This is a genomic window from Paenibacillus sp. B2(2019), assembly GCF_008370385.1.
In the GTDB taxonomy this organism is placed as follows: Bacteria; Bacillota; Bacilli; order Paenibacillales; family Paenibacillaceae; genus Paenibacillus_AQ.
The window spans coordinates 127272-151390 of record NZ_VTZR01000020.1 but is presented as its reverse complement, the minus strand read 5'-3'; the positions used below and the strand labels follow the sequence as shown (position 1 = coordinate 151390).

18 protein-coding genes and 1 riboswitch are annotated in these 24119 nt (G+C 44.9%); of the genes, 8 read left to right on the top strand and 10 right to left on the bottom strand.

The genetic code is table 11. The features are described from left to right. Positions 1-16: 16 nt before the first annotated feature. Together PAENI_RS18395 and PAENI_RS31890 are read right to left on the bottom strand one after the other, a co-directional pair. Positions 17-2344 (bottom strand): TPM domain-containing protein, encoded by a 2328-nt coding sequence (locus PAENI_RS18395; protein WP_149646262.1) that lies wholly within the window; start codon positions 2342-2344, stop codon positions 17-19. A 171-nt stretch (positions 2345-2515) separates the two neighbouring features. Next, the gene (locus PAENI_RS31890; RefSeq protein WP_167348483.1) at positions 2516-2659 is read right to left on the bottom strand and encodes a hypothetical protein; all 144 of its coding nucleotides are present in this window, start codon (positions 2657-2659) and stop codon (positions 2516-2518) included. Between the two features lie 291 nt (positions 2660-2950). Between PAENI_RS31890 and PAENI_RS18390 the strand changes: the two genes are divergently transcribed. Then, complete coding sequence (locus PAENI_RS18390; protein WP_149646261.1) at positions 2951-6073, top strand: EAL domain-containing protein; 3123 nt, start codon at positions 2951-2953, stop codon at positions 6071-6073. 171 nt (positions 6074-6244) lie between these two features. On the opposite strand, the gene PAENI_RS18385 is transcribed toward PAENI_RS18390, so the two are convergent. Further along, on the bottom strand, positions 6245-7339 hold the full coding sequence (locus tag PAENI_RS18385; protein ID WP_149646260.1) for a GGDEF domain-containing protein: 1095 nt from the start codon (positions 7337-7339) through the stop codon (positions 6245-6247). Positions 7340-7583: 244 nt separating this feature from the next. On the opposite strand from PAENI_RS18385, the gene PAENI_RS18380 reads away from it, so the two are divergent. Further along, positions 7584-9101 (top strand): methyl-accepting chemotaxis protein, encoded by a 1518-nt coding sequence (locus PAENI_RS18380; RefSeq protein WP_149646259.1) that lies wholly within the window; start codon positions 7584-7586, stop codon positions 9099-9101. Between the two features lie 51 nt (positions 9102-9152). Here the strand turns inward: PAENI_RS18380 and PAENI_RS18375 are convergent, their stop codons facing one another. Further along, the gene (locus tag PAENI_RS18375) at positions 9153-9668 is read right to left on the bottom strand and encodes a nucleotidyltransferase family protein (RefSeq protein ID WP_149646368.1); all 516 of its coding nucleotides are present in this window, start codon (positions 9666-9668) and stop codon (positions 9153-9155) included. A 262-nt stretch (positions 9669-9930) separates the two neighbouring features. On the opposite strand from PAENI_RS18375, the gene PAENI_RS18370 reads away from it, so the two are divergent. From PAENI_RS18370 to PAENI_RS18350, 5 genes are all read left to right on the top strand, one after another. Next, complete coding sequence (locus PAENI_RS18370; protein WP_269321837.1) at positions 9931-11535, top strand: sensor histidine kinase; 1605 nt, start codon at positions 9931-9933, stop codon at positions 11533-11535. Beyond that, positions 11532-12260 carry a LytR/AlgR family response regulator transcription factor gene (locus PAENI_RS18365; RefSeq protein ID WP_042184277.1) on the top strand — a complete coding sequence of 243 codons (729 nt, stop codon included), beginning with the start codon at positions 11532-11534 and terminating at the stop codon, positions 12258-12260. Before PAENI_RS18370 ends, PAENI_RS18365 begins: the two co-directional genes overlap by 4 nt. A gap of 138 nt (positions 12261-12398) precedes the next feature. Further along, complete coding sequence (locus PAENI_RS18360) at positions 12399-13637, top strand: L-lactate MFS transporter (RefSeq protein WP_149646367.1); 1239 nt, start codon at positions 12399-12401, stop codon at positions 13635-13637. 334 nt (positions 13638-13971) lie between these two features. Further along, entirely contained in the window at positions 13972-14580 is a 609-nt protein-coding gene (locus PAENI_RS18355; protein ID WP_149646258.1) for an RNA polymerase sigma factor, read from the top strand. Next, positions 14541-15497 carry a hypothetical protein gene (locus PAENI_RS18350; RefSeq protein WP_149646257.1) on the top strand — a complete coding sequence of 319 codons (957 nt, stop codon included), beginning with the start codon at positions 14541-14543 and terminating at the stop codon, positions 15495-15497. Before PAENI_RS18355 ends, PAENI_RS18350 begins: the two co-directional genes overlap by 40 nt. A 273-nt stretch (positions 15498-15770) precedes the next feature. Here PAENI_RS18350 and odhB read toward each other — a convergent pair whose 3' ends face one another. Together odhB and PAENI_RS18340 are read right to left on the bottom strand one after the other, a co-directional pair. Continuing rightward, positions 15771-17045: a 2-oxoglutarate dehydrogenase complex dihydrolipoyllysine-residue succinyltransferase gene (gene odhB, locus PAENI_RS18345; protein ID WP_149646256.1), complete on the bottom strand. Its 1275-nt coding sequence runs from the start codon at positions 17043-17045 to the stop codon at positions 15771-15773. Positions 17046-17099: 54 nt separating this feature from the next. Further along, positions 17100-19967 (bottom strand): 2-oxoglutarate dehydrogenase E1 component, encoded by a 2868-nt coding sequence (locus tag PAENI_RS18340; protein ID WP_042184285.1) that lies wholly within the window; start codon positions 19965-19967, stop codon positions 17100-17102. A gap of 471 nt (positions 19968-20438) precedes the next feature. Beyond that, positions 20439-20523: riboswitch (cyclic di-GMP riboswitch) on the top strand. A 27-nt stretch (positions 20524-20550) separates the two neighbouring features. On the opposite strand from PAENI_RS18340, the gene PAENI_RS18335 reads away from it, so the two are divergent. Then, positions 20551-20706, top strand: coding sequence for an anti-repressor SinI family protein (locus PAENI_RS18335; RefSeq protein ID WP_231573373.1), 156 nt, complete (start codon positions 20551-20553; stop codon positions 20704-20706). A gap of 207 nt (positions 20707-20913) precedes the next feature. Here the strand turns inward: PAENI_RS18335 and PAENI_RS18330 are convergent, their stop codons facing one another. The 4 genes from PAENI_RS18330 to PAENI_RS18315 all read right to left on the bottom strand — a co-directional run bounded on the left by PAENI_RS18330 (position 20914) and on the right by PAENI_RS18315 (position 24017). Further along, positions 20914-21243, bottom strand: a complete 330-nt coding sequence (locus PAENI_RS18330) for a helix-turn-helix domain-containing protein (RefSeq protein ID WP_188114622.1) — start codon at positions 21241-21243, stop codon at positions 20914-20916. 169 nt (positions 21244-21412) lie between these two features. Further along, positions 21413-22018, bottom strand: a complete 606-nt coding sequence (locus tag PAENI_RS18325) for a TasA family protein (protein ID WP_042184288.1) — start codon at positions 22016-22018, stop codon at positions 21413-21415. A 90-nt stretch (positions 22019-22108) separates the two neighbouring features. Continuing rightward, positions 22109-22696 carry a signal peptidase I SipW gene (sipW, locus tag PAENI_RS18320; RefSeq protein WP_149646254.1) on the bottom strand — a complete coding sequence of 196 codons (588 nt, stop codon included), beginning with the start codon at positions 22694-22696 and terminating at the stop codon, positions 22109-22111. Between the two features lies 1 nt (position 22697). After that, complete coding sequence (locus PAENI_RS18315) at positions 22698-24017, bottom strand: hypothetical protein (RefSeq protein ID WP_223178969.1); 1320 nt, start codon at positions 24015-24017, stop codon at positions 22698-22700. Between the last annotated feature and the right edge of the window lie 102 nt (positions 24018-24119).

Below are 24119 nucleotides of genomic sequence, written 5' to 3'. Positions count from 1 at the left end.
TTTGTTTGGAGATAGTCTACCACTTGGATCCGCCTGATGAATTTCGGCCGGACTTCCCTCCGCCGCCCCAAGAAGATCCGCCGGAGGATTTGCCACCGCTGCTGCCGCCACCCCAGGAGGAGCCACCGGAGGAGCGTCCTCCACCGAATCCACCTGATGAAGGTGGGCCAGAGGACATTCGCTTGCGAGCCTGCGCGCGACGTTGCTGTTCTCTCATCATAGCTAATTGAGCTAATCGTTCTTCTTCTTCCTTCTGACGAACGAGTCGGTTCGCTTCATTCACAAAGGAAGTGATCTGTGAATCATAAGAACGGCCAAGGGACTCCAGTTCCTCAAGATTATAAGGCCGGGATGCCAGGCGATGATCCAGTACACTGTATTCCGGCAGTAAGGATAGCTCGAAGTGAATTCTAGAAGATAACCCTCTGCTATGCAGCATTCGTTGGGTCGTTTCCACCCGGCTTTGCCCTTCGGAAAAGAGGCGAGTGACCTTATCCAGTCTTTCATGAAGTGCATTTAGACTTTCTGAGACACCATCGAACTGCCTTGCAGCTTCATCTAGGAGGGACAGCAACTGTTCTAGCGCATTGTGGGCCTTATCATATTCGCCGCGCTCATCACTGGTCCAATTCTCAATCTGCGCCACTTCACTAGCACCTTCCCGAAGGCGTGTGCTCCACTCTGTAAGGATGTTCTCCACAGTTGACACATGCTGTTCTTCAAAATACATACGTGCTTCGGTAATCCGGCTTTGCAGTCCGTCTCGCCGCTGTTTTAATTGGCTCCATTCGGTGCGGAATGTCTCTAAATCTCTGCGGTTGTTCTGCCGAAGGAGTGCTTGTTGTTCTGTCATAGCAACAGCCTCATCCAGGAGAAGGTCAAGAGTGGCGCCAATCTTGCGCACCTCATCCATATCTCCAACACGCAGCGGCGCTTCAAGCGTCAGCGATTCTGCGCGGGCCTGCTCCAGACGGTCAAATGGTTTTACCTTCATGTTGTGGAGTGAATTCTGCTCGATGATGTTTGTGATTTTCGCACGGGCTGCAGCTAATACCGTAGGGAACTGGTTTAGCTTATCATCGTAGAGATCGACATCCTTCAGGTCTTGTTCAATCTTTTCTTGGCGATCTTGTGCATCCTCGGTAATTTCTTGTGCGGCGATAGGGTCAAAAAGCTCCAATTGATCTGCCTTAGAGGTCTCCTCGGCAAGCTCCTTGAGCTCTTCTACAATTTCTTGAAGTGCATAGCCAGTTTCTTTAACCGCACCTTGTAGCTGCTCTTCAAGCTCTGGTGCATCCTCTTTCAGCTCTGTAATTCGCTGTTTAACATTGCGATCAGCTTCACTGATGACAGCAATGTTCTTCTCTTCCTCCTCAAGCGCTGCGCGGAAGGAGTCCTCTGTCTGCTGTAATTGTTCCACGGCTGCCTTAAGGGCAGTCAAACGATAAAAGGGTGGCTGTACACCTTGCCCTTCATTTTGCAGTGAAGAGATTTCAACGAGCTTTGCAGAGAGTCGTTTTGAAATGCCTTCTACCAGTACCTCGGTTTTTCCCTGAACGATCCCTTGAAATGGCTTTAATGACTCCAGTGCTCGATTCGCCCGTACTAGCAAATCGGATAACTGCTCTTGTTGTACGTTTAGCTGTTTGCGTCGACGTAGACCTGTGATCACTATAAATAGCACAAGTAGTATTAGTACGATTCCGATTAGAATGGCGGCAATCGTAAACATGGAGCTACTGGAGCGGCTTCCTGTACTGACCGAGTTCCCTGGTTTACCGGAGGTTCCGTTCCCTGAACCGCTATTCGTACTGCCAACTGCGCTACCGCTTCCTGCACTTCCTCCAGCATTTCCGGTACTCTCCCCGATGGAATGAACCGCTTTAATTAAAGCCTTTGTCCCTCCAGCGAAGTCTCCTTCTCTGGCATAAGGGATGAAATAAGTATCAAGCAGCGCTGTAATGGCAGCACTTCCTGATTTCCCTCCCTGATTTTGGGACCAGGCATTTAACGAGGTTTGAAAGCCAGGATTGTTAAAATTAAGTTCAATGGACTGATCGCCAGCGGAGATCAGCAAGAGAATATCGCGAGTGGACAGTCCCCATGAGGTGTAAGTATCCTCGGCGTATTTATCGGCCGGAGTACCGTTTAAGGAATCTACGGTGAGTACATGCATAGTAACGAGATCTCCAGTGGCAGCAGCAGAAATGGACGTCGCTTCTGCGGAACTAAACATTCCAGCTTTATCGGTTACTAATCCCTGTTGAGCAGGGATTTCGGCGGCGTATGCAACGGGTATCCATAACACGCTGATCAATAAGAATAAAGCTAAATACTTTTTCAAGCTGACACGCTCCAATCTGAAGGACTTTGTATTCAATATATTATGCTGATAATTATACTATATCATTAACCCTCACGTGACGCGGGGATACTCCTATTCTTACATGGCTGCCAATCATACAAGCAAAAAAAGCCGCATTCCCTAAAGGAATGCGGCGAATATTCAGAAAGATTATCTTGTCGGCAGACAAAGAATGTATTGCAATCTGGATTTAATTTCTTTTTGCCATTTTAAATCTCCAACTTTAACGGCAAGATTGAGCAGATCCAGATAATCGTCAACCTGTAGTGTTGTTCGGGTAGAGGTAACGTTCATGGGTGATCAGTCTCCTTTTAACTTAAATATAGTAAAGTGAAATCAATAACTTATTTAATAATGATAATCATTATCAACTTGTATCATTATTGCTATTATCCACATTTTCCATCTAAAAAGCAATATAAAAATGTAGCATCCGTAATTTTATATAATTTACAAAGGGAAGGGTTCATTGATGGGATTTGCGTATATTATGTGACGAGGAAAGAAAAAGCAGGGGTATTGCCATATTTTGTCGAATAACATTTAGGATATTACTGTAAATTCAGTAAAAAGGGGGAATAAGCGATGAAGCAGTACAGACTGTTGCTTCTGATTAGCATTCTATTTATGCTCTTACCTCCTACTGCCATTCACGCCGAAAGAAAGGAGATCGAATATCAAGTAGAACTGGAATATCCACCTTATAAATATATAAAAGATGGGTACGTGACCGGTTTTGATATTGAATTGAGTAATATGATCTTTGAGAAGCAGGATTACGATGTCCACTATAGTACAGGGAAGTGGCCTGATGTATATAATCGGCTCGTTCAGGGAGATATCGAAACAGCGGGTCTAATGGCAGTAACGGAAGGACGACAACAAGAGTTGTTATTTTCGGAACCTGTTTTCAAAAGCTATATTTCAATCTACGCAAGGCGAGGGCTTAAGGGTGAGATCGATTTAAATAAGCTTGGAGGTTATAAGATAGGTCTAGGAAACGGGCAGTATTCTGAAACAGTACTGAACGGGAAACTGGGAATTAATGATTACGTAGAATATGCAACGATTCCTGAAGCCTTGGAGGCTTTAGAAAAAGGGGAGATTGACCTTCTATTTGAGAATCAGGAGGTGGTCGATTATCTGCTCGTTGAACAGGGGAAGACAGACAGTGTTATTAAGGAAATGAATGATCTTTATCCCAGGGATGTGGCTTTTGCAATCAATAAGTCTACACCGGAGTTAGTTTCTTATGTTAACGAGAGATTGGTGGAATTACAGCATTCGGGTGCTTTTGAAGAATTGTACCAGAACTATTTCTTCGTTCATTCTGATTATTATAAAGGCATGATCCACAAAAGATGGGTTTACGGAGCAATCCTTCTATTCTGTCTTCTTATGCTGGGTGGAGTCCTGCTTAAAATGAATATTAATCGTTTACGGCGTGCTGTTTATTCAGAGCATCAATTTTTTGAGGATGTTATAGAGCATAGTGGTATGGTAGTTTGGGCGGTGCAGGCAGATAAAAAGGTAGTGCGGTTTAACAAGTTTGCTGAGCGGATGACGGGTTTAAGCGAAAAAGAGGTGCTGGGAGTAAATATTGAGGATATCGATGGTCTAAAAGGTAGTACGGCTGAAATCCGTGATCTTTTGATGCGGGCAATACGGAATGAATATGTTAACAACGTAGAAATTAAGCTCCCAGACCAGTCATCTGAAGCGCGATATTTTTCATTCCGGACAGCCTTATTAAAAGGACTTGATAAGCAAGCAGCCGATATCTTTGTACTTGTAGGTGTGGATATCGATAATCGTAAACAAAATGAGCTGAGGCTACAGCTAAGTTATAAGGAATTGGAAGCTACATACGAAGAGCTCTCAGCGACAGAGGTCGATCTACAGGAACAATTTAATAGGCTTCAAATCAGTGAACGACGTTTCCGGCTCACCACAGAAGGTTCTGGTGCATATATGTGGGAGTTTGATTTGGAAGCGAGACGATTTCATTTATCAGACCGATGGTATGACCTCATAGGATACACGAAGGATGAAATCAACTCGTTTGAAGAGGGAGCTTTTAGTATTGTTCATCCCGATGACCTAGCTTCAACCCGTAAGCTTAAACATGATCACCTGGAGGGTGTTACACCTATTTTCGAAACGGAGTTCCGCATGATTACCAAAGACAATCAAATCGTGTGGTTTGAAGTTAGGGGTAAGGCTACCGTTAATCCAAAGGATGAAGTTCTGTTATTCATGGGCTCCTTGATTGATATCAGCGAGCGGAAGCAAGCGGAGCTTGAACTGAGCAACAGCTACCAAGAACTTGGGGCGACCTATGAGCAGCTCGCGACTACTCAACAGGAGCTTCTAGTACAATATAATATGCTTCTAGACAATCAGAAACATATGCATCGTCTGGCTTATGTGGATGCGCTTAGTAACTTACCTAACCGTTTATGTCTGCTGGAGACCATGGAGAAGTATCTAAAGCATCCGGGAGGGAAATTTGCACTACTGTTTTTAGATTCAGATAATTTCAAATACATCAACGATACCTTAGGTCATAAATCCGGGGATGTACTCATCCGGAAGGCAAGTGAGAGATTGCAGTCACTGATGCGGGAAGGAGATATGCTCTCACGGCTAGGTGGAGATGAATTTGTTATTTTTATTAAGGATACAGAGGACCGTGAGGCTGTATTGAATCTGGCAGAGCGTATAATGAGAGCGTTCAGGCAGTCCTTTTTAATAGGAGAGAGTAATCTGTACGTCTCGCTAAGCATCGGAATTTCCTTTTATCCAGAGGATGGGGAGACGGCCGAGCAAATTTTGAGTAATGCGGATGTGGCGATGTACCGCGCTAAAGAGGATGGCAAGGGAACTTATGTAGTCTATGACAAATCGATGCATACAGCGTTTAATGAACGAATGAATATAGAGAAACATTTGCGCAGTGCAATGAACAATAATGAATTTGAACTGAACTATCAGCCCCAGATGGATATCGAATCCGGATTCATCTCAGGCTTTGAAGCTTTAATTCGTTGGAACAGCCCATCGCTTGGTTCTGTATCTCCACTTTCGTTTATAAAAATTGCTGAGGATTCCAGACTGATCATCGATATTGGTGAATGGGTGCTTCGCGAATCTTGCATTTTTATGAAAGGTATTCAAGATCGTACAGGTGTTCCTTATAAAATATCGGTCAACATTTCGATTATTCAGCTATTCCAGAACGATTTTATCGAGATGGTACAGGATAGTCTGGCAGTAAGTGGCCTAAATCCAAGCTGTCTTGAGCTGGAAATCACGGAGTCTATTTTTATGAAATCATTTGAGAGTATTCTGGGTAAGCTGCAGTTTCTTAAATCTAAGGGCATTAGTATCGCCTTGGATGATTTCGGAACGGGTTACTCATCACTTAGCTATTTGCAGCAATTGCCGATTTCAACGCTCAAGATGGATAAAACCTTTATTGATTCACTCTCAGAAAAAGCTAACAGCCAGTCTTTTGTGCAGTCCATTATACAGTTGGGGCATAATATGGGACTGAAAGTTGTAGCAGAGGGTGTAGAAGAGGTTATTCAGATGGATTTGCTCAAGCAATTAGGCTGCGACAAGGTTCAAGGCTACCTGATTAGCAGACCTGTGCCGAAGCAGGCAGTCGTAGAGCTTTTGGAAACACAGAGGCGCTATGGGATTTAGCAGTCAGATTCAAACAGATGAACACAAACAAGCCCGTGAAAAGATCCGTGGGCTTATTTGTTCAAATATAAGAATTTATAAGTCTCACGCTATATATTATCCTTATATTTCTCGCATAAACGCTTACCGTCCATTAGGGACGTCGAAGGCGTTTTTGCTTGTGTTCGGTCTTTAGCTGATTACGATTTTGTTCTTCCCAGTATTCTTAGCCTCGTAAAGTGCATCGTCTGCTTTCTGAAATGTAGAGTTTTTGGAATCTGTTCCTATAAAATCGTGCATACCGATACTGACGGTTACGCTTTTACCGTTCATTTCCGCAAAAGGGGTATCGGAGATGGACGTTAGAATATGCTTCATAATCTCATGAGAATGATCAAGGGTTTTAGAAGTCAGAATGACGACAAATTCTTCCCCGCCAAAGCGAGCCGCGAAATCATCAGGACCGACATGCTCGAGGAGGATCGCTGCAACCTTTTGTAATACGATATCTCCAACGGAATGCCCATAGGAATCATTTACTTTTTTGAAGTTGTCGATGTCCATAACGGCTAGCTGCATGGGAAATGGATTACTCTGCTGATGATCGATCAGCCATCCTAAGTATTCATGAAACGTCTTATGATTATAAAGGTCCGTCAGAGGATCGATCTTGGATAGCCGATCCATGATTATATTCTGAATGCGTAATTCCTGTTCTGACTTTACGGAGTTCTCCAGCGATCTCATCAAATCACGCCCACGACCGATAACTGCAAAGCCTGCTAAAGCAGTAGCAGCAAAAATAAGAACAATAATGATAGTTTGGGTGATTGGGACGTATCCGTGATTAGATGCCTTGATGAATAAAATGATCGTGTACAGTAGACAAACAGCAGAAGAGGCTATCATATAGCTAGACTTCATATAGATCATGGATACAAGCAGCGGCAGCAGCATAATTAATGACATAACATACAGTTCATCATTGAGATTGATGATAATCAAAAGTGCAAATAAATGGCTCGCTACTGTAATAGCTAGCTCGGACCATAGGGGTTTCCATCTATAGATAAATTCCAGAATAATGATCAAAGTCAATATGATGGAATCAGGAATCAGCGACTGAGTAATAAACTCTCCCATGGTTAGGGTATCCGAATGTTGGCCCCATAGGCATTGAGAAACAAACATATGAATACTTAAATCCACAATCAGGATGATCCAGAATGCATTAAGCAGCACGCGATTCCAATGGGTCTGACGAGGAGTTTGAGATGTAGTATGCATAATGTGTTCCTCTTTTCCAGTGGCAATTTGCTTATATATTCGACAATAATTACGGATTCCCTCTCGACCAATTATCTCCAAATATATTCGTATATTACGGTTACGTTGGTGTAAGTCCTCCAGGGATATGGATTTGCGTGTGGAAAGACTGATCGAAAAGGAATAGTATAGAAAGTATTTCCTTTAATTAACTCTGCTGATATAATGTTAGAATACATAACATCAATCGAGTGGAGTGGGAATAATGATGCAGATTCGTCGAAGCCAGATTTTTGTAGTCGTCCTGTTGCTCCTTGTCAGTGTTTACAGTTTGTTGATAGACATGTTCTGGATTCATAAGCTGGTAATCATCCTGCTTATGGCTTCTCTAGGCTGGGTCTCACTGAATTTGTCCCGCTACGGTTACCGCAAAGAAGCGCTGCTGAAGGAGTCGCAGAATAAAGTTGAGCTGCTTGGCAATGAGATTGTAGTTACTTCGGACCGACTGCATGGTGCACTCGAAGAAATCAGTCGTCATACAGAAGAGCTGCAGCGGACAGCAGATTATTCACATGAATACGAGATGGATTTGCGGATTCGCAGTAACGAAGCTAAAGCTAATATTGAAGGTGCTTATCAGACAATGGGCGGAGTAGCATCCGTTACCGCACATATCGAAGAGTTGACGGAGAGACTGGGGTCAAATATGAAATATGCTCGTCAAGGAATGACAACCATGGTTGATTCCTTGAGCATCGCAGATGCTGTGATGAAGGATTTACAGATGCAGAGCGGGGACATGTTAGCTAAGTTTACTATCTTGAGTAATCATATTGCGATGGTAGAAGAGATCAATACGCTTATTAACGGAATTGTGGATGAGACCTCACTGCTAGCGCTTAATGCTTCCATAGAAGCGGCCCGGGCCGGGGAACAGGGCCGCGGATTTGCGGTGGTGGCCAGCAGGATTCGGCAGCTGGCTGATCAAAGTAAGAGCTCGGTAGACCGTTCCTCTGGCATCTTGCTCGACATTAATAACGGAGTACAGCAGGTGCTGGAATCCGTGACGAAAGAGCAAGCTTCAGTGGAACGCGGGGTGAACGAGGTCGGCACTGTGAAGCTTCGACTCGATGATATCGCGTCGAGAGTCGATGAGGTAGGCAGCGCTGTAACAGAAACCATTGATGCTGCCGCGAAGCAGAGCAAGCTGATTGTTGAAGTGACGACGGAGCTGAGTGGGGCAGTGGCTATCGTGAACGAGACGATTGCCAATGTCGATCTTACGCTGGAACAAGTGACACGGCAGCGGAGCCAGATCGGGCAGCTGAACGAAGTCAGCGCTAATCTGTTAGCGGAGTCGCAATCGTTGCAGCAATCGGTTACCGGCATAGCAGCCCGAGAAGAAATCGAGATGAGCCAATATGCTGCCCGGCTTCAAGAAATGCAGAGTCTCTTGGAGACAATTTCAGCTAAGGAAGAACTGTACGACCCGGATACTGAAGTTCATCAAGGTGTTTTGACCTCTTACATTAAAAAAATTCCGGATGTACAAGCCATTTGGTCCAATCGGACAGATGGGACCTTTATCTATTCCGAGCCAGCGGCTGGCCTCTTGAATGCCAAGCGACGTGATTGGTGGAATGGGGCCATAAATGAAGGTGAATATGTCTCTAAGCCTTATGTATCAGCGATTACGAAGCGTTCTTGTGTAACATTATCCAGAGCGATTAAGAATCGTCAGGGAGATGTCGTTGGTGTAGTAGGTATCGATTTGGCGGTGTAATAAAACCAGAAAAGCAAGCCCTGCTATATTGGGGGCTTGCTTTTTGTTATTTTAGGTAGTGCTGATCTGCAACTGTTTCCACGTCGCCTGCCAGTTCTTTTTAATAACGCGTTGTTCATAAATAGGGAGTAAGCTCGGGTTTTCAGTAAAATGTGGGGTAGGTCGTAATACTACATGAATAACATCGGAAATTCCGTGTGGAGCGACTAAGATGATTTTACCTGATGGATCTAGGGAGAGTCCAAGCGCTGTGGCGGTTTCCGGAAACTTGGATATCGCATCAACAGCTGATGTATAAGGTGGAAGTTGATTGACGGTATGCATTCTTGCTTCATTTTTAACAGACCAGGGAACATTGGGGTTTAAATCTCTTAGCTTCGCCTCCCAATCCTTCTCCACTTCCTCTTGAAGATTGCTGTCGTCATAATAAATAACATCAACATCTGGCAAAGGTGTCCGTTCTTCGAAGCCATGAAGGGTGTCCCAAATTTTTGCACGCACAAAGCCAGCGCAAACCCACCAGTCAGGTAACTGCAGCGATCTAGCGTTTTCTAATATATCCATCATCCAGGGATCATTTTGTACAAGCTGTATGATATCTGCCTCGTGTTCTAAGTTTTGCAATCCGCCCACCTCCGTATATGTATGCTTTTATTCTGTTCATATCATACAACAAGAGTTTCAATAGAGGTATTAAAGGATAGGCTGAATGGACAGAGGCATGAACTATCTTTATAATAAGTCGACATCTAGTCCTTTGGAGGCGGAGACCGTGCAATATACGTTTACGATATTACTGCAATTATTCGAAAGAGCTGCACTACTGCTGATGTGTCTGTTCGTGCTGACTCGTCTGCCGCGGTTTAAAGAGATTTTTCAAAAAGGAACCTACGCTCCGCAGGAGCTTGCCATAGCGACGACGATCTTCAGTTTATTTGCCATCTTCGGTACCTATAGTGGCATTAATGTGGAAGGCTCACTTGTGAATGTGCGAATTATCGCCATCGTGTCTGGTGGGATTTTGTTTGGGCCATGGGTAGGACTCATAACAGGCATCATCTCAGGGGTTCACCGTTTTCTAATTGATATCGGAGGGGTAACCTCTCTTCCTTGTCTGATTACGAGTATTACCGCAGGGATTGTGTCAGGGGTAATATACCGCCGCACTTCTGGTGAACGTCGCTGGATGGCCGGTATTTTGGCCGGGATGGCCTGTGAAGCCCTGACGATGCTTCTCATTCTAGTGATGGCCGAACCGTCGTCGCTGGGTGTGGATATCGTGTCTAAAATTGCTTTTCCGATGATTATGAGCCAGATTAGTGTCGGTCTGATTGTCATGCTAGTGCAGAGTGTGGAAGGTGAAAAGGAACGGATTGCGGCGAAGCAGTCCAAGCTGGCACTGGATATTGCCAATAAGACCTTGCCTTATTTTCGCAATATTAATCCCGAGTCGCTTCGTACCATCTGCCAAATTATCAAAGAAGATATCGGTGCAGACGCTGTAGCTATTTCGGATACAAGACTCATTCTCGCTTACGTTGGTGTTGGGGAAGAGGACTATACTACGACCAATGAAATTATAAGTGAAGAAACTAAGGTGACGTTGTCCAGTGGTGAAATTACGATCCGTAACGACGATAGTGATTATGTGAATCCGGAGATTAAATCGCTGATTATTATTCCTTTGAAGGAAAAGGGCGAAGTGACGGGAGCGCTCAAAATCTATTACACCAGAGCCCACAAGATCACTTATTCTCTACAAGCTATGGCTGTAGGTTTGTCGCAAATGATCTCTACACTAATGGAAGTATCGCGGGTTGAGGGCATTAAAGAAATGGCGAACAAAGCGGAGCTAAAGGCGCTGCAGACAAGCATTAACCCACACTTTCTGTTCAATGCGCTGAACGCGATTGCGTCCTCGATTCGGATTAACCCGGATAAGGCGCGCGAGCTGATCGTGAATCTGTCCGGTTATATGAGATACAATCTGGAGCTGACGGATGAATTCATTGATATTAAGCGCGAGCTGCAACAGGTTCAACAATACGTAGAGATTGAAAAAGCGCGCTTCGGAAGCCGGCTTAATGTCCTCTATGATATTGATGAGGTTCAGGTTCGAATTCCGAGTCTAATCATTCAGCCGCTTGTAGAGAATGCGATCATACATGGCATACTGAAGGTACGAGGGACGGGAACCGTAACGATTTCTGTAAAAGATCAAGGCGATAATGTGCGAGTTGGCATTCGGGATACCGGAGCTGGCATCAGCGAAGAAACCATAGAGAAGGTCTATGCTGGCGATATGCCGGAGAATAAGATCGGACTGTTTAATGTACATCAACGGGTCAAGCTCATCTATGGAACTGGTCTTACGATTCAGAGGCTCGATAAAGGGACGAACATTTATTTTGATGTCAAAAAGGAGGGCCTATGAGAGCAATTATCGTGGAGGATGAAGAGCTAGCGAGACAGGAACTGGCTTATTTAATAGAGACTCACAGCGGAATCGACATTGCCGCACAATTTGAAGATGGGCTGGATGCACTCAAATTTTTACAGGTTGAGACGGTAGATGTGATTTTTCTGGACATTAACATTCCCTCGATCGACGGAGTCCTGCTGGCTCAGAATATTAGCAGATTCTCGGTAAAACCTTATATAGTGTTTATTACTGCGTATAAGGAGCATGCCGCCGAGGCGTTTGAGATTGAAGCGTTTGACTATATTCTTAAACCCTACAGTGAGGTTCGCATTAAGGCTATGCTGCACAAGCTAGAGGGGGCGTTCGCTGCTCGCGGAAGACAGGGGGAAGAGGAACGTAATCCAGTTAGTGATAAGGTGAATCTGTGGAAAAATGAGAAGATTATCGTAGTGAATGCTGATGATATTTATTACGCCTCTGCACAAGAGAAAAGTACGAGTGTAATAACTAAAGGTGAGGAATATAGTATGGCGCTCAGCATCAGCGATTTTTATAATCGACTGCCGGAGGATCGTTTTTTCCGCTGCCATCGTTCCTATATCGTTAACCTGTCCAAAATCAAGGAAATCATCCCTTGGTTCAACAATACATACTTGCTGCGCCTGCATGATTTGGAGTTTGAGGTGCCGGTAAGTCGAAGCAAGGTAAAGGAATTCAGGCAGATCATGCGCCTATAAATGCAGTTCATTCTTCATTTTCGTCATCTCATGCCAGATTTCTCTCAACAACCGCTGGTTTAGCTACAATAAAGAGGCAATAGAAGCTCTTGTAGCAGATCACGAGAGGGAAAGAAGGAATAGACCATGACTTCGACGATGGACAACAAAAACGCCAAACGGTGGCTTATCGTATTAGGAACAGTAATTATGCAGATGGGTCTAGGTACCATTTATACATGGAGCTTGTTCAATGCACATCTGGTAACAAAATTCGGGTGGGAGCTTAATTCTGTTTCGATTACGTTTTCGATCACGAGCTTTGCACTCGCTTTTGCGACTTTGTTCGCAGGGAAATTGCAGGATCGTTTTGGTCTTCGTCGGTTAACTGCCGCCGCAGGGATTGTGCTTGGTCTAGGATTGATTCTTAGCTCTCAGGCGAATTCGCTTCTAATGTTCTATGTATTGGCTGGTGTAATCGTTGGTTTTGCAGACGGAACAGCTTATATCACTTCATTATCTAACTTAATTAAATGGTTTCCGAATAATAAAGGCTTAATCTCCGGTGTGTCCGTGGGTGCTTACGGAACGGGGAGCTTGATTTTTAAATATATCAATGGTAGTTTGATCGACTCGGTGGGTGTGTCTAATACGTTTATGTATTGGGGCATGATTGTTATGGTGATGATTGTAATCGGTTCCTTACTCGTCAGAGAAGCTCCAGTACAAGCGGCATCACTGGGTGCAACAGCAACATCGACTATCGCTAAACCAAAAGACTACACGGTAAAAGAGATGCTACGCACGAAAGAAGCTTATCTGTTATTCATTATTTTCTTTACCGCTTGTATGTGTGGTTTGTATTTGATCGGTATTGTAAAAGACATCGGTGTGCAGCTGGCTGGACTTGATGTACAGACGGCAGCTAATGCCGTAGCGATGATCGCAATTTTTAATACAGCAGGACGTTTGATCTTGGGTGCCTTGTCTGACAAAATGAGCCGTTTGAAGCTGGTTGGCGCTTCGCTTGCAGTAACGGCAGCCGCTATGTTGACCCTTAGCTATGCGACGCTGAATTTCGGACTGTTCTTCACTTGTGTAGCTGCCATTGCATTCTGCTTCGGGGGTAACATTACAGTGTTCCCGGCAATTGTCAGTGACTTCTTTGGTCTTAAGAATCACAGTAAGAACTATGGAATCGTATATCAAGGTTTCGGTATTGGAGCCCTTTCAGGTTCGTTCATCGCCGTCTTCCTGGGCGGGTTTAAACCTACCTTCGTGATCTTTGGTCTCTTGTGTCTTCTGGCCTGCATCATCGCGATTTCGCTAAAACCGCCGGTGGAGAAAGAAAAAGAGAAGAAAGCGCTCCGGCTCAAAGCTACAGAACGGACGGCTTAAAGGTAAAAAGACAATAAATTAAACAAAGACGTACAAACTGACAACAGTTGTACGTCTTTTTTCTATTGGCGGGCAGTAGTCCGTGGAGCATGTGAAACAAAAAAACTAAGGTGATCTGAATTCAGAATGAATTACTCATTGGAGAATATTACAGAAACACGGTCCGTATTGCAGCTATTATTGATTTTTGGCTCATTCTGCTAGAGTTACGGACTGTATAGCTCTTATTAGCCTCTACATGTGTATAATTGGAGTGAATTTGGGAGAATAGATCGGTTTACATAGGCACTTTTTTCGCTGCCCAAGTGTTATAGAAGATATAAAGGTTAAGGAGGTGCTTACATCGCCACAGGATTCGCTAGACCCAAAGGAGCTGGAAGAGTTAATCATTAGTATTCAAAAGGGCAATATCGAACGGTATGCTTTTATCGTTAGAGCTTTCCAAACGCCAATCTACCGCTATTGCTATCGTTTGTTAGAAAACAAGCAGGATGCGGAGGACGCAGTTCAGGATGTTTTGGTAAAAGGCTATCAATCTATCCATCAATACAAGCCGCAGATGCATTTCTCGGCATGGCTCTATCGAATCGCGTATCATCATTGCTTAAACCTGCTGCGCAGACGGCGTTTGCAAAAGCGAGTCATGAGTATCTTCAAGCCTGATTTTATGTCTGTAAGTCCTGAACAAGAGCTGGATGATCGGTTATTTAATCCCTCATTGTCAGCCGCTTTAGCGCAGTTGTCGCTTGAAGAGAGGAATATGCTTATTCTGCGGGTGTTCGAGGAAAAGACTTATGCGGAGATAAGCGAAATTCTTGGGGTCAGTCCCAATGCACTGACGAAGAGAATGAACCGGATCAAGCGGAAGGTGCAGGAAGCTATGAAATTGGAGGAGGAGATCAGATGGAACGAACCACAATCAGTGATGAATACCAAAATATAATTTATGCCTCAGCCGGGAATGAACTTCTGGGTGAGATCGATGTAGAAGAGAAGGTTATGGGACATATCCGTGGCATATCAGATCGAAAGCGATCGTTCTCGCTCTCGCTGAAGACGATGAATAAAACAACGGCAGTTGCCAGTATGTTAGCTTTGTTCCTGATGATCTCAGTGACAGCGTATGCTGCATCGGAATATATACAGATCCGCAATAGTGAAGGCGTAGTAAAGGTTCAGCATGTTGCGCCGAATGAATCTGCAGGAGTAGCCTCCTATGATAAGTATGCACAGAAAGTAGATGCTTTCGCTAAACCGGGAGAATTGATCGCCTATCTTGTGAACAATAATGCAGGTGCAACAGAATTGTCTTTTAAGTATAAAGAGCAGCGGATAGGCGCATATTCTGATTTTTTGAAGGAAATCAAACGGACAGGGGCGCCGACGCTTCCTGCATTGGCAGCAGGGTATGCTTTTGAATATGGGGTTATAAACCCTAATCATCCGACTACGGATGCGGAGAAGAACAGTTCTCTATATCAGGAGACGTTACAAGATCTTACTGTCCAAGCCAATAAAGAGAAGGGGAGCGGTAAGTTATTCATGATGGTTATACCGTGGTCGGAGCCCGGATGGATAAGCGCTACTTATTCCAAGGATAACGCTTATATAGGTATCTCTGCATCGATCATGCATGGTGGCAAAATGTTTGTGGAGCAAGAACCTGAGAATCAAGCGGATAAGATTATGGTGGCAGGCACAGAAGTGATCTATAACAAAGTAGTGAAGGAAGAGGTCAGCTACGATTATCTGAATTGGTATAACGAGAAGCAGGATGCGTATTATACACTCAGCAGCTACGGAGATAAGGTTTTGAGTAAGGAGCAATTTCTGCAGGTGGCTGGTGAGCTGCTGAAGTAGATTCTTGTAGTTTTGTAGTTGCATGCGCTAAGTTAGTTGTACTTTGTACAATTAAAGTTAACTAATACGTTTATATAAGCCCTGTAGTTGTATTTAATACAGCTATTGCTGGTTAGATTAGTGGAAATAAACGTTTTTACGGATTTTAGTTGTAGAGAATGCAATTAAGGAAGAGGATATGGGAGAGTTGATTCAGATACAAAAGAAGGTATCCCTAATGCGAAGCTTTAGGGATACCTTCTTTATATTCTTAAGTCGGAAGATCGATCAGGGTTAGCCTTCCAGCAGCAGTGCTTCTGGATCTTCCAGCAATTCCTTCACTTTGACGAGGAAGCTAACCGCTTCAGAGCCGTCAACGATCCGGTGATCGTAGGAAAGGGCGATATACATCATTGGACGGTTAACGGTTCTTTCTTCATCCAGTGCAATTGGACGCAATTGAATCTTATGCATCCCTAGAATACCTACTTGAGGGGTATTCAGAATCGGGGTGGATAATAGGGAACCGAATACACCGCCGTTGGTGATAGTGAACGTACCGCCTTGAAGCTCGGAGAGACTAAGTGTATTAGCGCGTGCCTTGGAAGCGAGTTCGCCAATCTGACGTTCGATTTCCGGGAAACTGAGGCGATCTGCGTCACGGACAACCGGAACCACCAGACCTTCCTTAGCTGCAACGGCAATACCGATATCGTAGAATTTCTTAACGACCAGATCTTCACCGTCAATTTCTGCGTTCAGCAGAGGGTAGGTCTTCAGTGCACCGATCACGGCTTTGGTGAAGAAGGACATGAAGCCTAGTCCTACTTCATGCTTCTCTTTAAAAGCATCCTTGCGGCGCTTGCGGATGTCGAGGATCGCTGTCATGTCCACCTCGTTGAAGGTGGTCAGCATGGCTGCGGTCTGCTGCGCTTCTACCAAGCGGCTGGCAATCGTGAGCCGTCTGCGCGACATGCGCTTGCGCTCCACGTTCTTGCCATCCTCCGGCACGGCTTTGCTCACTGTCGGCTTCGCTGGCTCCGGCTTGGCTTGTGCCGCCGGAGCAACCGGTGCAGCGGCCTGTAGCGCTGCTGCACCATGACCCGACACATCGGCCTGACCAATCCGGCCGATAGGATCACGGGCGCTAACATCGCCGAGGTCGATGCCGCGCTCCCGTGCCAGCTTGCGTGCGCCCGGAGATGCCAATGCAGCGGGGCTTTCGCCACCCGCTACAGCGACTTCGGGCGCTGCTACAGGTGCGGCTGCTGCGCTGCCGCTTGCCGGTGCCGCTACAGGCGCTTTGCTCTCAGCGGCCTGCGGCGTATTGCCGCTAGCGGCTCCGATGATGCCGATGGCTTCGCCAACGGCTACGTTCTCGCCCGCTTGACGTAGGATGGAGGAGATGACACCCTCCACCTCCGCACTAATTTCCAAATTGACTTTATCCGTCTCTAACTCAGCAAGCACATCACCTTGACCTACCGTGTCGCCTTCTTTAACCAGCCATTTGTAGATGGTTCCTTCGGATATAGATTCTCCCAGATCGGGTACTAAGATTTCTGACACAGGCCGTTACCTCCCCAAACATATAATGGTTTACGCTATTGTGATACCGTCCTCTTAAGAGGACGGTACAGCTGTTTGTACTTGTGAATTTGCTTTTAGGGCCTCTGAAACAATTCTACGCTGTTCAAAGCTATGAACATCTGCATAACCACTCGCAGGACTGGAACGTTCAGGACGTCCGATATATCTCACGCTAGTGTTTTGCGGTGCGATGGCCCGTAACCGAGGTTCGGTATAACTCCATCCGCCCATATTCTTCGGCTCTTCTTGCACCCAGACAATTTCTTGAAGGGATGTGAAGGAGCTTAAGTGAGCACTCAGTTCATGTTCTGGGAACGGATAGAGTTGCTCAAGGCGCAGTACATGTAGCCATGACCAATCTTTGTCTGAAGCAGCTTCTAGCTCTGTTTGGATGTCGATAGCTACTTTACCGCTGCAGACTACTAGACGTTTGACCTCACCTGGCTTCTGACCTAGTAGGGGCTCTGCTAACACAGGCTGGAATTGTCCGGAGGCGAGCTCAGTTCCGGCAGATGTGCTGCGCGGATTACGAATGAGACTCTTCGGCGTCATAATCACCAGTGGTTTAGCGTCTTCCTGTCCACATAAAGCAGCTTGGCGTCGCAAGACATGGAAATATTGAGAAGCAGTGGTCAAGTTAGCAACGGTCCAGTTCTCTTCCGCGGATAACTGTAGGAAGCGTTCCAATCTACCACTGGAATGCTCGGGTCCCTGTCCCTCGTAGCCATGCGGTAACATGACGACGAGATTGCTGCGCTGCGTCCATTTCGCACGTCCAGCGGCAATGAACTGATCAAATATAACCTGACCTGCATTGGCGAAGTCGCCATATTGTGCTTCCCAGATGACGAAGGTTTCTGGTGCGAACACATTATAACCATACTCAAAGCCTAGCACAGAAGCTTCAGATAGCGGACTGTTATATACGCCAAAGGAAGCGCGAGAATTACTTAGCTGATGAAGCGGAGAGAATAATTCTCCTGTCTTGCTGTCGTGCAGCACCAGATGGCGGTGTGCGAAGGTGCCGCGCTGTGCATCCTGACCGCTAAGTCGAATTGGCGTTCCATCCTTCAGGATGGTTGCGAAGGCGAGGGACTCAGCGAGTGCCCAGTCGACCTTTTCACCCTCATTCAGCGCGTCCTTGCGACGCTGCAGAATTCGCTCCAGTTTCGGATAGACTTGGAATCCATCAGGTACGCTCAGTAGCTCACGATTAATCTCTTGCAGACTGGAGATCGGTACGGCTGTAGTGCCTGCCGCTGAGCGATCTGTATGAAGAGGAATGAAGGCCTTTGGTTCTTTTTTCTTGTGATTGCCTTCCTTCATACTATCGTACGCACGTTGCAATACGCCTTCTGTTTCAACGTGCATCTTTTGTACATCTTCAGCTGTAAGAATTTTTTCACGCTGTAGCCGCTCCGCATACACCTTGTAAACGGTTGGATGATTGCGTACCTTACCGTACACGATAGGTTGTGTAGTTTCAGGATCATCCATTTCGTTATGTCCATGACGACGATAGCCGATGAGATCAATAACGAAATCCTTTTTGAATTGATTGCGATATGCACTAGCTAAACGAACTGCTGATATACAGGCCTCAGGATCATCAGCATTGACATGGATAATTGGAATTTCATATCCTTTGGCGATGTCACTCGCATAATGCGTTGAACGGGAGTCTTCGCTTTCTGTCGTAAAGCCGATCCGGTTATTAACAATGATATGGATCGTCCCGCCATTCTGATAACCTTGAAGTTTGCCAATATTTAGTGTTTCTGCAACAATCCCTTCACCTGGAAAAGCAGCATCGCCATGCATCAGTACCGCCATAGCTTTACTGGTATCAATCTTCGGCAATCCGGCTGTGCTCCGATCTTCTTGAGCAGCACGAGTAAAGCCTTCCACGACAGGATTGACGAATTCCAAGTGACTTGGGTTATTCGCTAGTGTTATTCTTGTGCGTACGGTTTCTCCTTCACGGACAGCGCGATCTGCACCCAGATGGTATTTCACATCACCCGTCCAGCCATAGTTAATGCCTGTAGAGCCTTCGGAAGGGAAAAGCTCCTTGTTCGGAGAATGATGAAACTCTGAAAATATAATGTCATAAGGTTTGCCCAAAATATGTGCAAGAACGTTGAGGCGACCACGATGCGCCATGCCCATCAGAATATGCTCTGCGCCGTCATGCGCAGCAGCGCGTACGATTTCATCCAGCATCGGTACGAGAGCGTCATTGCCTTCCAAGCTGAAACGCTTCTGACCCACAAAGGTTTTGTGAAGGAAGGTTTCGAATTGCTCTACTTGGATCAGGCGGTTTAGCAGCTCTTTACGTTCTGCATTATTTAAAGGCGCTGGTGAGCTTGTGGATTCTGCCTGTCTGTTCAACCATTTCAGTTCTTGTTCTTCATGCACATGCCCGAATTCATAGGCGATTGTCTTGGTGTAAGCCTGACGCATACGCTGAACTGCATCCCATCCGGTATGCACATCATTCGGCGCATTCTCCCAAATGAGCGTGGCAGGTAGTGCGAGCAGATCCTCACGAGTCAGCTCATAGGTTTCGAGTTCAAGATATTTAGCCATGGGATTGTGATCGCGCTCAAGCGGATCAATATCAGCGGCCATATGGCCATATATACGAATATTAGCGATTAGCTTGGAAGCTCTTACTGCCTTTCTAAGCCATTCGGTGTCTCCCGAAATGCGAGGCTGTGGAGCCGGTTCGCTATCCGGTGTTAGGGGTGGGGGACCCGAATTTGTAAAAAGCTCGCGATAATTATTCTCTACGGTGGAAGGATCTTTCACAAACTGTTCATATCTTTCTTGAATGTAGCCTAAATTGGGTCCGTAATACTTACTCCAAATGGATTCGTTATAGGGCTCTTTGGCTGCCATGAATACATCCTCCTTAACGGATGAACTCCATACGTGACATTTTGTGTCAACGCTTACTGGAGCTGTGATGATTGCGGTTTCATTTCTCATCTTATTGTGCTACTTTCCACACGTGTAATCAATTCATTCTTTCGTCCAATACGTTCGCAAAATGGTATGGGTTAGCTTGTTCTAATGAAAAGAACGCTGTTTCTTCTCATTACCCATTCCTAAGGCCCACTAAAATGATTCTAATATCCTTATTTTTAACTAATAGGGAAGGAAGTATCATTATATTGGCTTAATTAATTTTATGAATGGGACGAGTATCGTGTTAATAGGACAAGATATCGCACAAAATCGCTTCTATTTTTTGTTTTTTAATGGAAAAACTAATCAGAAATCGACACACTTTTCCACTTTAGTATAGTATAATGTTATTGCAGTTAGCGATTTTCATATATTTCAAAGTAGATCCTTTCGTGTAAAGGGTCCAGTAAAAGGTAAACCTGCCGAAAGGCAGGGGCACAAAGTCGCGGGTCTAAGGTAGAAATACTATGACAGCCGGATTGCCTGGGGACGTAAAATCTTAGGAGGAGATTTTTTGGACAAGTCCAACCAGGGAAGCAACAGAGAACAGCAGGTCATTGATCTAGACGTTGAGTGGGTACATTTATTATTAGCAGCTAAGAAGGCTGGCATAAAGGCAGATGAAATTCGTCGATTCTTTCATGAGAAGACTGTGCAAGCCGTGCAGTAATACATTTAGTGCGTTATATTTTGAAAAAGGGCACAGCGATAACTCGCTGTGCCCTTTTTCGGTGTAAAGCAAAATATAAGTTTCACAACGCATATGATAATTGATTCTCCTAAAATTCAAACGCCTTCGCGGTCCATGTTAGGAGGGCGAAGGCGCTTATGTTTAATAGTATGAGTAGAAGAGGATCTTATCAGGTCAGGTGGAATATTAATCCTTCTGATCAAGGCGCCATTTCTGGTAGTCCAGAAACTCTTTGAATTCGCGTTTGCTTATGCCTGAGGCCATAGCTTCCTGCACCAATCGGAACCATTCCGAATCTAAAGGTGACTCCTCAGCATCATTAGGTTCTCCATAGAGCAAAGCGTGGATGGATACCTGAAGCGCATCGGCGATCTTTTCGATAAACTGGATTGAAGGATTGGATTGGATGTTTCTCTCCACATTGCTAAGATACGACTTAGCAACATCCGCTCTGTCCGCAAGCTCAGATAGGGACAATCCCTTTTCTAGGCGGAGACGCTGGATACGTTGGCCCATATTTTGTGGCACTATGCTGACGCCCCTCCGTAATTTTTGTTATTAGTATAACAAATATCAATAAATTCGACAAAGTTTATTGTAAAGAGAAGAGCAGCATCTACTTATCCGCTTTCCGGAATCAGGATCTGCTGCTCTTCGAGTATTATATTAAATTATTCTATTAATCTTAGTAATCTTTTTTAGCACCTTGTTTAGCTACGAAATCCCATGTCAGGGTTATGCTATCGCCTTGGAAAATATTTTGATCTTGGTTATTTTCCACAAATTCGAATTGGACGGAGAAGCTGTCATTGGTGCCGGCTTTAATACCAGATGCTTCGGTGAAGAGTTGATCCCAACCAGTATTTTTTACGAGATCCGGATGTTGAGATTTTAAATCAGCCAGCGTAGTTTGATAGACTACATCTTCTGGAGAAACGACGGTTCCTTTATCGTTATTTCTAAGGAATTTGACCTTAATGAATTGGGCTAAATCCAGGTAGTTATCACCTTTAGCATCCGTAATTTGAGTGGAAGTGTTCAGAATAATAGATCCGATATCGAGCGAACCATCGTTTTTCAATTTGAAGGATTTGGTTACAGTATCACCTGGTTTTAGGTTTGGAATATTTACGATAACTGAAGGGTCGGAGTTCAAATCGAGTGTACCTGCAGCAAATGTAGCAGTGCTTTGTGCAGTGTCACTAAAGTAAGCGAAGGTTCCTCCACCAATCAATGATAAACCCAGTGCTGCTGATGCTACGCCAAGACCCAATGTTTTTTTGATACCCATAATTAAAATTCCTCCTCGGTTTTTGTGGTTTTTTATAAAAGTTATATATTGTAACTTCCGGTTCGTAAGCGGAAGCGGACAATCAACGAATTACTGTATTTCAGTTGGGGGTGGAGAGGCGGGCAGTATAGCCGCATTTTTCTTTTCGAGTGCAGCTACAGCCTTCCATGACGAATACAGAGCATAGAGCAGAAGCATCAAGCCTGGTACGATCATGAGCATGACACTTCCAGCTTTGGAAACTGCGAAATTCATAGCGTAACCTACGTAAGGTACGGTGACCCCGGTATACTCAGCTACAACATTCGTGGAACTGGTAGGGTTCATATCAGGCGCATCATTGTTATCGCCTTTCGTGCGATACATGGCTTCACCAGTAGCGTTGTTCATTGTTGCTTCTACAACACGGTGAGTAATGAGCAGGTTTTCTTCATTTCTAAAGGTGATAACATCGCCTTTTTTGAAGCGATTCATATCTCCTCCGGGTTTTAAAGCGACAATCGATCCGGTTTGAATCCCTGGTTCCATCGAACCTGAGAGTACCGATTTGATCTGGTATCCGAAGAAGGCAGGTTCACCGCCGGAGGCCTTTGATAAAACTACGGCTACCACCAGCAGAATGAATATCACAAGCATGATGCTCGATAATGTATTGTTGATCATTTTTTTAATCCGCATATTATTCTCCACCTTTGTCTTGTTGAGGGGCCGTAGGAGCTGGTGTTGCTGCCGGTGGGGAAGTGGTTGTATCTTCCGCTTTTGGCGCCTCCTGAGGAACCGCTTGCTGTGGTACATCTTTTGGAATCGTTAGCTCTTCACCAATTTCCGGAACGACCGGGTTAGTGGCTGGGGCTTCAGGCTGTTCTTTATTTATGTTCTCTGGAGTAGCTTCACCTTTCGGTGGAGTCACTTCCGTTTTTGCTTTCTCCTCAGCTTCTTGCTTTTCTTTTTTCTCCAGTGCCAAACGTTCTTCTTCTTTCTTCGTTTGTTCCAGCGCCTCTAGTCGGGCTTTCTCAAGTGCTTCCAACTGTTGTTCACGGGTTTGACTGATCAATTGGAGCTGACTCTGAAGATTGCTGATTCCTGAAGTAGCCGATTCTTTAAGACCATTCATTTCAGTATTGAGATTTTCATAAGTGGAGGTAAGTTCGCTAGAGATATTGCCGGCCGGCTGACTAAAAGGAATCAGGAAAGGTAACGGCTGCTGAAACGCCTCGTTGCGTAACTCGGGTTGTCCATATACATCACTGGTCACTACCGAAGCAAATGGAAGCCCGATGTCGTGTATGGAGTTTAGATATTGGATGACTCCCTTTAAGGAAGCATTCAGGGATTCAGAGATTACACCGCTTTGATTCAGGCTGCTTTGCAGCTCTCTGAAGAATTGTTCATCCTTGATTTCTAGACAGTTTGAATCTAGAGAGGTCATATATCCTCCAATCTGGAATAGGACGGCTGCTGCTGCGTTCAGCTCTCCATTGATTTCGTTCCAAATTTGGCTGTTGGTGGCCATTTGCTCATTCACGCCATCGATTTGAGATTGAAGCGCGGAGATTTGTGTGGAAATCTCTTGCGCTGCGACATCAAGCTCATCCAGCGTCATGCCTTCTATTCCCGAAACGTCTGAGAGACTGCCTGAAGGGGTATAGCTTTGCAGCGATCCTTTTAAAGCAGTAGCTCTTTCGATATGATCTTTGAGTTCTGTTAGAAGCCCCTTGATCGAGTTTGGAAATACTTCGCAAAAGCTAATTGTGCTAGTGGTTTGCGTAGTAGCTCCAAAACCACCATAGGTACTACCCACTTGCTGCGAGGTAGTCAGAAACAAGACGGAGACAGCCATTCCTGATTGCAGAACACGTAATCCGATTTGTTTCTTTCGTTTAGGTCTTCTTTTTGCTGATCTGGGTCTCAGAGGAATACCTCCCCTCAATGTCTTGAGTTTCTTTAGTTCGTTATTATTGTTCTTTATTAAGAACAACTTCTGTAATGAATAATACATGGAATAAATTGAAAAGAAAACTGTCAATAAGTCTCGTTTGTGCTCTATAAAGAACAAAAATGTTAATTTATCTCTATTTATCTCTGTTTATCGCTTGATATC

What these genes read in the sequence shown, in the direction of transcription:
- PAENI_RS18360 (WP_149646367.1), top strand. Translation starts at nt 12,399, where the DNA reads ATGGACAACAAAAACGCCAAACGGTGGCTTATCGTATTAGGAACAGTA.
- sipW (WP_149646254.1), bottom strand. Translation starts at nt 22,696, where the DNA reads ATGCGGATTAAAAAAATGATCAACAATACATTATCGAGCATCATGCTT.
- PAENI_RS18315 (WP_223178969.1), bottom strand. Translation starts at nt 24,017, where the DNA reads ATGTATTATTCATTACAGAAGTTGTTCTTAATAAAGAACAATAATAAC.
- PAENI_RS18325 (WP_042184288.1), bottom strand. Translation starts at nt 22,018, where the DNA reads ATGGGTATCAAAAAAACATTGGGTCTTGGCGTAGCATCAGCAGCACTG.
- PAENI_RS18380 (WP_149646259.1), top strand. Translation starts at nt 7,584, where the DNA reads ATGATGCAGATTCGTCGAAGCCAGATTTTTGTAGTCGTCCTGTTGCTC.
- PAENI_RS31890 (WP_167348483.1), bottom strand. Translation starts at nt 2,659, where the DNA reads ATGAACGTTACCTCTACCCGAACAACACTACAGGTTGACGATTATCTG.
- PAENI_RS18390 (WP_149646261.1), top strand. Translation starts at nt 2,951, where the DNA reads ATGAAGCAGTACAGACTGTTGCTTCTGATTAGCATTCTATTTATGCTC.
- PAENI_RS18350 (WP_149646257.1), top strand. Translation starts at nt 14,541, where the DNA reads ATGGAACGAACCACAATCAGTGATGAATACCAAAATATAATTTATGCC.
- PAENI_RS18365 (WP_042184277.1), top strand. Translation starts at nt 11,532, where the DNA reads ATGAGAGCAATTATCGTGGAGGATGAAGAGCTAGCGAGACAGGAACTG.
- PAENI_RS18370 (WP_269321837.1), top strand. Translation starts at nt 9,931, where the DNA reads ATGTGTCTGTTCGTGCTGACTCGTCTGCCGCGGTTTAAAGAGATTTTT.
- PAENI_RS18340 (WP_042184285.1), bottom strand. Translation starts at nt 19,967, where the DNA reads ATGGCAGCCAAAGAGCCCTATAACGAATCCATTTGGAGTAAGTATTAC.
- PAENI_RS18385 (WP_149646260.1), bottom strand. Translation starts at nt 7,339, where the DNA reads ATGCATACTACATCTCAAACTCCTCGTCAGACCCATTGGAATCGCGTG.
- PAENI_RS18375 (WP_149646368.1), bottom strand. Translation starts at nt 9,668, where the DNA reads ATGATGGATATATTAGAAAACGCTAGATCGCTGCAGTTACCTGACTGG.
- PAENI_RS18330 (WP_188114622.1), bottom strand. Translation starts at nt 21,243, where the DNA reads ATGGGCCAACGTATCCAGCGTCTCCGCCTAGAAAAGGGATTGTCCCTA.